Genomic DNA, 10,834 nt, shown 5'->3' with positions numbered 1-10,834 from the left:
TCGTCGGGGTCGCCCGGCCTCGTCGTCGAACGGTCGGCGGGTTCGGTGGGTCAGTGGATCACTGGACGAGCGCGTCGCCCAGCGACCGGGCCACCTCGTCCTCGAGCGTCGCGACCAGCGTCTCGGCGGGCGCCTGCCCGCACACGCCGAGCCAGTTCGCCAGCATGCGATGCCCGCCCTGGGTGAGCACCGACTCGGGATGGAACTGCACCCCGTGGATCGGCAGCTCACGGTGCCGCATCGCCATCACGATGCCGCTGTCGGTGTGGGCGGTGACCTCGAGCTCGTCCGGGATGGTGTTCTCCAGGACCGTCAGCGAGTGGTAGCGGGTGGCGGTGAACGGATCGGGCAGCCCTGCGAGGACGCCCCGGTCGTTGTGGTGCACGATGCTCGTCTTGCCGTGGAGCAGCTCGGGCGCCCGGTCGACGGTCGCCCCGAAGGCGGCCCCGATCGCCTGGTGCCCCAGGCACACCCCGAGCAGCGGGGTCTGCGCGGCGGCGCACGCCCCCACCAACGGCATCGTGGCGCCGGCGCGCTGCGGCGTGCCCGGGCCGGGACTCAACAGGATGCCGTCGAACTCCTGCGCCGCGCGGTCGATCGCATCCGTGCCGGTCAGCCGGGGATCGTCGTTGCGCCAGACCTCGGCCTGCGTTCCGAGCTGGCCCAGGTACTGCACCAGGTTGAACACGAAGCTGTCGTAGTTGTCGACGACGAGGATGCGCATGCGACGAGCGTAATGCCTGCCGGCGCGGGGCCGGTACGCAGGGATTACGCGACCGGCCGCGCGAACTCGGTGTGCAGTTGGCCGGTGTAGGCGGGGACGTCGAGCCGCGCCGACTCCTGCTGGGTGTACCCGAGGCCGTACCGGACCGCGTACTGCTTGAACATCTTGATGCCGGGCTCGTTGGCGAGGGTGGCGGCCAGCCGTGCCGGATCCCCGATCGCGGTGACGACGTACGGGGGGCTGTAGGTGCGTCCGTGCAGCAGCAGCGTGTTGCCGATACAACGTGGGGCGGACGTGTTGACGAGCCGCTGGTCCTGCATCGCGACCGCCTCGGCGCCCCCGGTCCACAGCGCGTTGAGCACGCTCTGCACGTCCTGTTGGTGCACGACCAGGTCGTCGGGCGCGGCCCCCGCGGGATACTTGCCGTCGGCGTCGCGGGGCGCGTCGGTGAGCGTGACGACGATGCCGGCGCCGCTGAGCGCGGTCAGGCCCGCTGCGGCGGCGAGTTCGCGGCTGTGCGTCAGCGTCTCGGCGACCCGCCCGTCGGTGGCGGCGGCATTCTCCTGGAGCTCCTCGAGCTGCGCCGCGAGATCGTCGCGCGCGGTGGCCGCCGTGTCGACGTCGACCTGCGCGCGGCGGACCAGGTCGGACAGCCGGGTCGAGTCGGTGGCGCGCAGCTCGTTGCCGTGCGAGACCTGCCGCGTGGTCGCGAGGAGCAGTCCGGCGACCAGGCAGACCACCAGCACGGCGACGGGCCAGAAGCCGAATCGGGGGCGCGTGTGCTGCCGCTGCGATCCGACGTCCGGCACCCTCGACCACCACTCCCACCACGGACAATCGGTGCGTGACCGGTCCTGGCTCCGCTCGTTTGAGTTAGCGTGTACTGCACAACAGGTAGTGCGAATCTACCCTGTCCGCCCGGTCCGGTCCGGGCACCCGATCGCGTTTCCATCCACACGAAACAAGGACGTCATGCCTAAGTCGAAGGTCCGGAAGAAGACCGACTACACGATCAATCCCGCGAACCGCACGCCGGTGAAGGTGAAGGCCGGTCCGTCGAGCGCGCTGTACGTGTCGGTGATGCTCGGCGTGATGCTCGTGGGGCTGGCGTGGCTCATTGTGTATTACTTGGCCGGCGACAATCTCACATGGATGAACAACTTGGGGGCCTACAACTTCCTGATCGGCTTCGGCTTCATGGTCGTCGGTCTGATCATGACCATGCGGTGGCGTTGACCTGCGGGTTCCGATCGCACAGCCGGTGGACACCACCATTCAATTACACGCGTGTCATTCATCCCCAGTGTTGATAACACCTGTGGACAACTCGGGGGTCTGTACACATGCCTGAGGATGAAGTCGATCATGAACCGTCGCTCGAGTGGTCCACTCCGCTCGCAGCGGTAGTCGCATTGGCGGTCGGCGGCGTGCTGATGATCGCCGCCGCGCTGCTGCTGGGCCTCGACGCGCCCGGCCGATTCCTGGCCGGTGTCGCAGCCGTCGGCATGCTGGTGGTCGCGGGACTGGGCGCGCGCCAGCGCCCGAAACTGGCGATCGTGCGCGCCGACGGGGTGCCCGCGATCGCCGCGACGCGGATGCGGGGCCGGCGGTTGTATCGCCGCGCCGACATCGCCCGCGCCCGGATCGTGCCCTACCCGCGGCTGGGACGCCGGGTCCCGATGCTCGAGATCGATGCGGTGGACCCGGACGGCACCGAGCGCCTGCTGATCTTCGGGCGGTGGGACCTGGGGGCGGACCCCGCGGTGGTGTTCGACGCGCTGTCCGTGCACGGCCTCGTGCCTGCCGAGGACTGAGTCCGACCGGTCAGGCGAGGCCGAGCTGATCGCGCAGACCGACCACGCGCAGCGCGATCACGCCGACGACGAGCACCGTGACGGCGGCCAGCCCGGCCCAGCCCAGCTGGCGGGAGCGGGCCACCGCGGCCGGGGTCCGAGACCCGGTGGGGGCGTACACGAACGCGGCCGTCGCGGCGGCGCCGGCGACCAGACCGCCGATGTGTCCCCACAGCGAGATACCCGGCACGGTGAGACTGATGACGATGTTGAGGCCGATGATGGCGAGCACGGGAACGGGGCTGCGGCGCATCCGCACCAGCAGCACGGCCTGCGCGCCCATGATGCCGAAGATGGCGCCCGAGGCTCCGGCCGTGAAGGCGCCGAGCGATTCGAACGCCAGCGCCGACGCCGAGCCGCCGAGCAGCGAGACGAGATAGACCGCGAGGTAGCGGCTGCGGCCGAGGACGATCTCGGTGTCGCGGCCGAGAATCCACAACGCGAACATGTTCACGGCCAGGTGGACCAGGCCGAAGTGCAGGAAGCCGCTGCCGACCACGCGGAACAACTCGCCCTGGGCGACGGCCAGCGGGTCGAGGACCATCGTGCCGAACAACGACGAGTCGAAGGTTGCGGCCCCGGTGTACCAGTTGACCGCCCCGGCCCCGTTCTCCATGAGCGAGCCCGCCTGGAGCGCGGTGACAGCGAAGACGAGCACGTTGAGCGCGATCAGCGCGTACGTCACGACGGGCGTCGGGAGCGTCGAGCGCACCGGGGCGCCGGCGATGGTGCGGGCCTGCGCCGAGGACCGCTGGGCGGCGGCTACACAGTCGACGCACTGGTGACCGACCGACGCCGGTCGCAGGCAGTCGGGGCAGGCGGGACGGCCACACCGGGTGCAGGAGAGGGCGGTGGGGCGATCCGGGTGGCGGGCGCACCTCGGCTGAGGTGGCGGGGTGCCCTCGCTGGCCGCACCACCCCAGCCGGGGTTCGTCATGGAGTGTCCTCTAGGAGATGGTGATGCTGTTGATCACGACGTCGTCGACCGGGCGGTCGCCGCGGTCGGTGGCGGTGGTGGCGATGGCGTCGACGACCTTCTTCGAATCCTCGTCGAGCACCTCACCGAAGATCGTGTGGCGACGGTTCAGGTGCGGGGTCGGGCCCACGGTGATGAAGAACTGCGAGCCGTTGGTGCCCGGGCCGGCGTTCGCCATGGCCAGCAGGTAGCCGCGGTCGAACTGCAGCTCCGGATGGAACTCGTCACCGAACTTGTAGCCCGGGCCGCCGCGGCCGGTGCCGGTCGGGTCGCCGCCCTGGATCATGAAGCCGTCGATGACGCGGTGGAAGATCGAGCCGTCGTAGAACGGTCCGGACCCCTCGCCCTTCGCGTTCTGCGAGGAGTACTCCTTGGAACCGTCCGCCAGTCCGACGAAGTTCTCGACGGTCTTGGGCGCATGGTTACCGAACAGCGCGATCTTGATGTCGCCACGGTTGGTGTGCAGCGTTGCGGTAGCAGTCTGTGAAGTCACCCCCCTATCGTGCCATTGCCCTCCCAGCGACGCCCACGACCTGTGCGAGAGTGGAGCCATGACGCGTTCGACCAAGAGTGCTTCCGCCCCGACGGCCGCGAGCGGCCGTCGCCGTGTGCTGTTCGGGATCGGTGCCGTGGTGGCCGCGGCCGGTGCGGCCGCCGTCGCCCTCACCCGTCGCCCCGAGATGCCGCCGGTGGCGCCGCGTCCGCCGTCGCTGTCGGACCCGAATCCGCGCTGATCGTCGCTCCCCTGCCGCACCAACAGACCCCCCGGGTCCGTGTTGCGGAGAACTGGTCGTGGAGAGCTACTTGGGCGACGCACCCCACAGGACCGTCTCGAGGTTGTACCTGGTCAGCCGATCGGCCGAGACCCGCGGCAGGCCGTGGGTGGACCACAAGATCTCGCCGAGGCACTGGAACACCAGCCGCGACGAGCCCGGCAACGCGATGCTCTTGTCCTTCACACCCGCCGTGAAGGCACGTTCCCACACCCGCAGCACCTTGCGGCCGTCCGTCATCAGGAAGTCGAAGTTTCCGCTCGCGACCAGCATGGCCCACGACTTGAGGATGGTGACCTCGGGATCGAAACGCTTACCGGCCGCGCTGCGCATCCGGATGAGCGCGTCGAGGGTCTCGAGCGGTGTCCCACCGGCCGCGCCGATCTCCTCGTGGGCCGTCCGCATGCGCGTCGAGAAGTTCTCGAGGATGGCCACCAGGATCGCTTCCCGCGATTCGAAGTGGTGGTACAGGCTGCCCTGCGTCAGGCCGACGGCGTTGGCGATGTCCCGGGTGGTCGTCGCGTCGAATCCCCGCCGCGCGAACACGTGCCGGGCCGCATCGAGGATTCGATCCTGCTTGTCGGAGAGGATCGCCACATCGGCGCGGTCCCACGACGCGATCACCTGGCGGGCCGTGCGGGCGGCCGCGGAATCGGACAGGTCGCTGTCCGCGGGCTTGGTGGCCAGGCCGTTGAACAACATGTCGACCGTGCACTCGACGACCTTGCGGGCCGCGAATCCCGTCGGCGCCAGCGTGGCGCTGTAGTTGGTCGAGACGCGCAGTACCTCTCGCAGGATCCGGGTGTCGACCTCCGGCCGCACCAGACCGGCGTCCTCCGCGTCCCGCACCAGCTTGTGCCACTTCTTCTCCGACCACCGCGATTCGGAGGCGAGCAGCGATTCCAGTTCTTCGTCCCGCGTCTCCGGCACACCCAGGCACACCTGGAGCGCACCGGGATGACGGCCGGACGCGTCGGCGATCCCCAGCGCGAACCGGCGGATCGCCTCGATGGGCGCGTCCCCCGGTTCCGCGGGACGCTGCGCGACGCGGACGATGTCGTCACGCAGGGCGCCGACCATCGCGGCAGCGAGCGCCTCCTTCGAATCGAAGTGGTAGTACAGGCTGCCGGCGAGCATCCCGGTGGCCGCGGCGATGTCGCGCATCGAGGTGCCCGTGTAACCCTTCGCGGCAAAGAGTTTCGACGATGCCGCCAGAATCTCGTAGCGCTTGTCCGACTTGGCTCTCCTGCCGGTACCGGACGCTGCCGCAGCCTTCTCCGTTCGAGTCACCTTTATCCCCCTGCTTCCACGGCCGTTGGGCCGCTCGTCGGACCAGCCGCCTCCACGCTCGGACACGACCGGCCTCGGTTTTCACACGACCCGCCCGACCACCGACCAACGGATCGGCCTCGGCATCCCGTGCCGCCTTCCCCCGATCGAACTCGGCGCCCCCGAACGCCTGCTCGATCGTTCACAGCGTACGGCGAGTGCGCCGACACCCCTGCACGGGCGGCGGCATCCACGCTGTGAGCCGCGACACCACCGGGTGCCGTACCGCTACCCGGACGCAGGGCCGCCACGGGTACCGGATCGCATGGCGCAGCACCGATCCGCGGCCATGCCCTCGTGGGAGCCGCGCCGGAGGTGCTCCGGGTCGTCCGTCGTGCGAGTTCGTCCTCACCCACACGACAATTTGAGCGCCAAACCAACGCTCTTGTAGTCGTTTTACCGGTAATCGACATTCGCCCGATTTGACGGGTCTACCCATGCAGGACTGTGTTTCTGTTCGAAAAAGACTGCCTGTCAATATTTTCCGTCCGCAAAACGAAAATGACAGGGTCGACGACTCACCCCGCACCTCACCCCGCGTCGCACCTCTCGATCACCCTCCGGGCACACCCCCGCGCGGGCGCCGCCAGCGGCATCTCGGTCGAATGTCCGTTTGCCAACGCCGATCGGGTGGCGCGCCGGGCGCCGCGTCGGCCTGAACGGTTTCCGGCCGGCCGACACCGTCGGTGGGATACCCTCCCGACTGGAACATGTTCTAGATATGGAGGAGCCATGCCCGCGTCACCCGAGAGCATCCGCAACACCGTCGAGAGCTACATCAAGGCTGTGGCGACCGGTACCGCCGACGACGTCCTGGCGTTGTACGCCGAGGGAGCCACGGTGGAGGATCCGGTGGGCACCCCGGTCCGCACCACCCGCGAGTCGATCCACGAGTTCTACGCGATCATCGAACCCTTCGACCAGGAGGCCGAGCTGGTGACCCTGCGCATCGCGGCCGACACCGCCGCCTTCCACTTCCGTCTGGTCACCAAGATGGGCGACCAGACCATCGAGATCGCGCCGATCGACATCATGCAGTTCGACGACGACGGCAAGATCGTCAGCATGCGCGCCGTGTGGGGGCAGGAGGACATGATCACCGGTTGAGCGGTCCCCCGGGCGCCCGCGCGCCCGTGCCGCATCCCGCGCGGGCGTAGCGCCCCGTTCCGGAACGCGAAAAACGCCGCCCCGACCGGGACGGCGTCTTTCGAATGTGGAGCCTAGGAGATTCGAACTCCTGACATCTGCCTTGCAAAGGCAGCGCTCTACCAACTGAGCTAAGGCCCCGTGCGCACCGCTTCCGAAGCCGGAATCAGCGACTTGTGACCTCGTGCCAGACATCGGTGCCGCGGCGCTTGTTCAGCAACTTGGCGAGACCGAGAGCGGCCAGCAATCCGGCTCCTGCGAACAGGATGACCTTCATGATGGCAACCCTTCGTCGGCACGTGGAGTGGGCCTAGGAGGACTTGAACCTCCGACCTCTTCGTTATCAGCGAAGCGCTCTAACCGCCTGAGCTATAGGCCCTCGAACCAGGCAGAACAGTACCCCACCGGAGCGCCGGATACCAAAACGGCCCCGGCAGGGCACTGTTTTCCCTGATCAGTCCGGGTCGGCCAGCGTGACCTGCACACCACCGACCAGGTCGGAGCACAGGTTGTAGATGAACGAACCGATGGTGGCCAGCGCTGTGAAGAGCACCACATTCATCACGCCGACGAGTGCCGAGTAGCCGAAGACCTGCCCGGACGTGACGAGTCCACCGCTGCTCGAGTCGGTGACGATCTCGGTGAACGCATTGTTGAGCCGGTCCCACACACCCATGCCGTCGAGCACGACGTACAGCAGGCCGATGGCGACCATCCACACGAAGAACAGGGCGATCGAGATCACGAGCGACACCTTGAGCGTCGACCAGGGATCGATGCGCCGCAGCTGCACGGTCGCGCGCAGTCCCTCCCCCTCGGCCGGCGCCGAGGCGGTGAGAGCGGCCGCGGCCTTGCGGAGCGCACCGGTCGGTGCCGGGGCGGGCGTCGCGGCGCCGCCGGCCGGCGACGGGTGCTTGACCGCCGACAGGTCCGGCATGTCCTTCGCCAGATCGGATCGGTCGATCGTGCGGGTGGGCCCGTCGATGACCGCAGACTTCGACTGGGCCGCGGCCTTGCGATCCGCGGCAGCGGCGCCGGGCTGTGCCTTGCCCTTCCCGGCCCCGCCCGCACCGCCGGCCTGGGTGCCGGTGGAGGCGCCGGTGGAGGCGCCGGTGGGCGGCTTGGGCGCGGCGGTGCCGGTGATGACCGGGCGGGACGGCCGGGACGGCTTGGCGGCAGCACCGTTCTCACCCGGCTTGCCCGGACCGGCCGGGGGCTTGCCGCCCCCGGCCGGTCCCGCGGCCCGGCCTGCGCCGGGCGGCTGCTGCTTCGGCTGCTGCGCTTGCTGCTGCTGTTGTCCCCGCTGCCACGGCGGCGTCTGCGCCGGGGGGCGCTGCGCGTCCGGCGCCGTACCGGCGGCGGGGGCACCGCCGGCCGGCTTGCCACCGGCCGGCCGCTGCGGCTGGGATGCCCCGGACTCCTTGGGCCCCTTCGACTCTCCGGGCTTCTGGCCAGGCTTGCCGCCGTCGCCTCGTTCACCGGGCTTTCGGGGAGTACTCAACTACGACTCCTTCGCTCCATCGGAAGCCGCAGCAGCTTCCTCGGGCTCGTCCGCGTTGCGCGCGATCGCGAGCAGGGTGTCACCCTCCCCGAGGTTCATCAACCGCACGCCCTTCGTCTGACGGCCTGCCTTGCGAACCTGCTTGGCCGCGGTGCGGATGACACCGCCGCCCGACGTGATCGCGTACAGCTCGTCGTCGTCGTCGACGATGACCGCACCGACCAGGGTGCCACGTTTCGGGTCGTACTGGATGGTGAGAACACCCTTTCCACCGCGGCCCTGGGCGACGTAGTCCTCGATCGGGGTGCGCTTGGCGTAACCGCCCGAAGTCGCCACCAGCAGGTACGTGCCGTCACGGACCACGTTGAGCGACAGCAGGGCGTCGTCCTGGTTGAACCGCATGCCCTGCACGCCCGACGTCGCGCGGCCCATCGGGCGCAGCGCCTCGTCGGTCGCGGCGAAACGGATCGACTGCCCCTTGGCCGAGACCAGCAGCAGGTCCTCCTCGGACGAGCACAGCACCGCGCCCACCAGTTCGTCCTCGCCGCGCAGGTTGATCGCGACGATGCCACCCGAGCGGTTGGAGTCGAAGTCGGCCAGCTTGGACTTCTTCACCAGGCCGTTGCGGGTCGCGAGCACCAGGTACGGCGCGTCCTCGTACGACTTGATGTGGATGATGCTCTGGATCTTCTCGTCCGGCTGGAACGCCAGCAGGTTCGCGACGTGCTGGCCGCGGGCCGTGCGGTTCGCCTCGGGCAGCTCGTACGCCTTCGCGCGGTAGACGCGGCCCTTGGTGGTGAAGAACAGCAGCCAGTCGTGGGTGGAGCAGACGAAGAAGTTCTTGACGATGTCTTCCTGCTTGAGCTCCGCGCCCTTGACGCCCTTGCCGCCACGCTTCTGCGAGCGGTAGAGGTCGGTGCGGGTGCGCTTGGCGTACCCGGTCTCGGTGATCGTGACGACCACGTCCTCGCGGGCGATGAGGTCCTCGTCGGTGACGTCGCCGTCGGCCGCGATGATCCGGGTACGACGGTCGTCGCCGTACTTCTCCACGATCTCGGCGAGCTCGTCGCGGACGATGGCGCGCTGGCGTTCCGGCTTCTCGAGGATGTCCTTCAGGTCGGCGATCTCGAGCTCGATCTCGGCCAACTCGTCGATGATCTTCTGGCGTTCGAGGGCGGCCAGGCGACGCAGCTGCATCGCCAGGATCGCGTCGGCCTGGATCTCGTCGACCTCGAGCAGGTCGATCAGTCCGGTGCGGGCGACGTCGACGGTCTGCGACGCACGGATGAGCGCGATGACCTCGTCGAGCGCGTCGAGGGCCTTGACCAGGCCGCGCAGGATGTGGGCCCGTTCCTCGGCCTTGCGCAGCAGGTACCGGGTGCGCCGGACGATGACCTCGAGCTGGTGGGCCACGTAGAGGCGGATCATCTGGTCCAGCCGCAGCGTGCGCGGCACACCGTCGACGATGGACAGCATGTTCGCGCCGAAGCTGGTCTGCAGCTGCGAGTGCTTGTAGAGGTTGTTGAGCACGACCTTGGCGACGGCGTCACGCTTGATGACGACGACGATCCGCATGCCCACGCGGTCGGACGACTGGTCCTCGATCTTGGAGATGCCGGCGATCTTGCCGTCGCGCACCTGCTCGGCGATCGAGGTGATGAGGTTGTCCGGGTTGACCTGGTACGGCAGCTCGGTGATGACGATCTGCGTGGAACCCCGGTCGGACTCCTCGATCTCGACGACACCACGCATGCGGATGGAGCCGCGGCCGGTGCGGTAGGCGTCCTGGATGCCCTGGCCGCCGACGATGAGGCCGGACGTCGGGAAGTCCGGTCCCTTGATCCGCTCCATGACGGCCTCGAGGGTGGCTTCCTCGTCGGCCTCGTGGTTGTCGAGCGCCCAGTAGATGGCCTCTGCGACCTCGCGCAGGTTGTGCGGCGGGATGTTGGTGGCCATACCGACGGCGATGCCACCGGAACCGTTGACGAGCAGGTTCGGGATCCGGCTCGGCAGAACCGTCGGCTCCTGCGTCTTGCCGTCGTAGTTGGGGACGAAATCGACCGTGTCGTGGTCGATCTCGCGCACCATCTCCATCGCGAGCGGCGTCATCCGGCACTCGGTGTACCGCATCGCGGCCGCGCCGTCGTTGCCGCGGGAACCGAAGTTGCCCTGGCCGTCGACGAGCGGGTAGCGCAGCGACCACGGCTGCGCCATGCGCACGAGAGTGTCGTAGATCGAGCTGTCGCCGTGCGGGTGGTAGTTACCCATCGTGTCGGCGACCGGGCGCGCGGACTTCACGTAACCGCGGTCCGGGCGGTAGCCGTTGTCGTACATCGCGTACAGCACGCGGCGGTGCACGGGCTTGAGCCCGTCACGCACGTCGGGCAGTGCGCGGCCCACGATCACGCTCATCGCGTAATCGATGTAGCTGGACTGCATCTCCTGCTGGATGTCGACCGGTTCGATCCGGTCGTGCGACGGTTCCTCGGGGGGCAACGTCGTGTCGGTCATGAGCTCACTTTCTGATCAAAA

11 protein-coding genes and 2 tRNA genes are annotated in these 10,834 nt (G+C 68.7%); 4 read left to right on the top strand and 9 right to left on the bottom strand.

Annotation, left to right across the window (positions count from 1 at the left end; genetic code table 11):
* Window positions 1-58 precede the first annotated feature (58 nt).
* Both E7742_RS18915 and E7742_RS18910 read right to left on the bottom strand, forming a co-directional pair.
* Entirely contained in the window at window positions 59-724 is a 666-nt protein-coding gene (locus E7742_RS18915; RefSeq protein WP_137800346.1) for an aminodeoxychorismate/anthranilate synthase component II, read from the bottom strand.
* A gap of 44 nt (window positions 725-768) precedes the next feature.
* Complete coding sequence (locus E7742_RS18910) at window positions 769-1,533, bottom strand: DUF881 domain-containing protein (protein WP_137800345.1); 765 nt, start codon at window positions 1,531-1,533, stop codon at window positions 769-771.
* A gap of 163 nt (window positions 1,534-1,696) precedes the next feature.
* On the opposite strand from E7742_RS18910, the gene crgA reads away from it, so the two are divergent.
* Both crgA and E7742_RS18900 read left to right on the top strand, forming a co-directional pair.
* Window positions 1,697-1,960 (top strand): cell division protein CrgA, encoded by a 264-nt coding sequence (gene crgA, locus E7742_RS18905; protein ID WP_137800344.1) that lies wholly within the window; start codon window positions 1,697-1,699, stop codon window positions 1,958-1,960.
* Window positions 1,961-2,067: 107 nt separating this feature from the next.
* A complete protein-coding gene (locus tag E7742_RS18900; RefSeq protein WP_137800343.1) occupies window positions 2,068-2,538 on the top strand; it encodes a PH domain-containing protein in 471 nt (156 codons plus the stop codon).
* A gap of 10 nt (window positions 2,539-2,548) precedes the next feature.
* Here E7742_RS18900 and E7742_RS18895 read toward each other — a convergent pair whose 3' ends face one another.
* Together E7742_RS18895 and E7742_RS18890 are read right to left on the bottom strand one after the other, a co-directional pair.
* A complete protein-coding gene (locus E7742_RS18895) occupies window positions 2,549-3,514 on the bottom strand; it encodes a rhomboid family intramembrane serine protease (protein ID WP_137800342.1) in 966 nt (321 codons plus the stop codon).
* Window positions 3,515-3,524: 10 nt separating this feature from the next.
* A complete protein-coding gene (locus tag E7742_RS18890) occupies window positions 3,525-4,046 on the bottom strand; it encodes a peptidylprolyl isomerase (protein ID WP_137800341.1) in 522 nt (173 codons plus the stop codon).
* Between the two features lie 58 nt (window positions 4,047-4,104).
* On the opposite strand from E7742_RS18890, the gene E7742_RS18885 reads away from it, so the two are divergent.
* On the top strand, window positions 4,105-4,287 hold the full coding sequence (locus E7742_RS18885; protein WP_137800340.1) for a hypothetical protein: 183 nt from the start codon (window positions 4,105-4,107) through the stop codon (window positions 4,285-4,287).
* Between the two features lie 66 nt (window positions 4,288-4,353).
* On the opposite strand, the gene E7742_RS18880 is transcribed toward E7742_RS18885, so the two are convergent.
* Window positions 4,354-5,616: a TetR/AcrR family transcriptional regulator gene (locus E7742_RS18880; RefSeq protein WP_254699067.1), complete on the bottom strand. Its 1,263-nt coding sequence runs from the start codon at window positions 5,614-5,616 to the stop codon at window positions 4,354-4,356.
* 771 nt (window positions 5,617-6,387) lie between these two features.
* Between E7742_RS18880 and E7742_RS18875 the strand changes: the two genes are divergently transcribed.
* On the top strand, window positions 6,388-6,762 hold the full coding sequence (locus E7742_RS18875; protein WP_137800339.1) for a nuclear transport factor 2 family protein: 375 nt from the start codon (window positions 6,388-6,390) through the stop codon (window positions 6,760-6,762).
* Between the two features lie 107 nt (window positions 6,763-6,869).
* Here E7742_RS18875 and E7742_RS18870 read toward each other — a convergent pair.
* The 4 genes from E7742_RS18870 to gyrA all read right to left on the bottom strand — a co-directional run bounded on the left by E7742_RS18870 (window position 6,870) and on the right by gyrA (window position 10,813).
* Window positions 6,870-6,942, bottom strand: a tRNA-Ala gene (locus E7742_RS18870).
* A 164-nt stretch (window positions 6,943-7,106) separates the two neighbouring features.
* Window positions 7,107-7,180, bottom strand: a tRNA-Ile gene (locus E7742_RS18865).
* 75 nt (window positions 7,181-7,255) lie between these two features.
* Window positions 7,256-8,302, bottom strand: coding sequence for a DUF3566 domain-containing protein (locus E7742_RS23550; protein ID WP_254699066.1), 1,047 nt, complete (start codon window positions 8,300-8,302; stop codon window positions 7,256-7,258).
* Complete coding sequence (gene gyrA / locus E7742_RS18855; RefSeq protein ID WP_137800338.1) at window positions 8,303-10,813, bottom strand: DNA gyrase subunit A; 2,511 nt, start codon at window positions 10,811-10,813, stop codon at window positions 8,303-8,305. It lies immediately after the preceding gene.
* Window positions 10,814-10,834 lie beyond the last annotated feature (21 nt).

The organism is Rhodococcus sp. SGAir0479 (genome assembly GCF_005484805.1).
GTDB lineage: Bacteria > Actinomycetota > Actinomycetes > Mycobacteriales > Mycobacteriaceae > Prescottella.
This window is presented reverse-complemented; position numbering and strand designations above follow the sequence as displayed.

Excerpts from the sequence above, each read along its gene's own strand:
- E7742_RS18915 (WP_137800346.1), bottom strand. The coding sequence starts at position 724 with ATGCGCATCCTCGTCGTCGACAACTACGACAGCTTCGTGTTCAACCTG.
- crgA (WP_137800344.1), top strand. The coding sequence starts at position 1,697 with ATGCCTAAGTCGAAGGTCCGGAAGAAGACCGACTACACGATCAATCCC.
- E7742_RS18900 (WP_137800343.1), top strand. The coding sequence starts at position 2,068 with ATGCCTGAGGATGAAGTCGATCATGAACCGTCGCTCGAGTGGTCCACT.
- E7742_RS18895 (WP_137800342.1), bottom strand. The coding sequence starts at position 3,514 with ATGACGAACCCCGGCTGGGGTGGTGCGGCCAGCGAGGGCACCCCGCCA.
- E7742_RS18885 (WP_137800340.1), top strand. The coding sequence starts at position 4,105 with ATGACGCGTTCGACCAAGAGTGCTTCCGCCCCGACGGCCGCGAGCGGC.
- E7742_RS18875 (WP_137800339.1), top strand. The coding sequence starts at position 6,388 with ATGCCCGCGTCACCCGAGAGCATCCGCAACACCGTCGAGAGCTACATC.
- gyrA (WP_137800338.1), bottom strand. The coding sequence starts at position 10,813 with ATGACCGACACGACGTTGCCCCCCGAGGAACCGTCGCACGACCGGATC.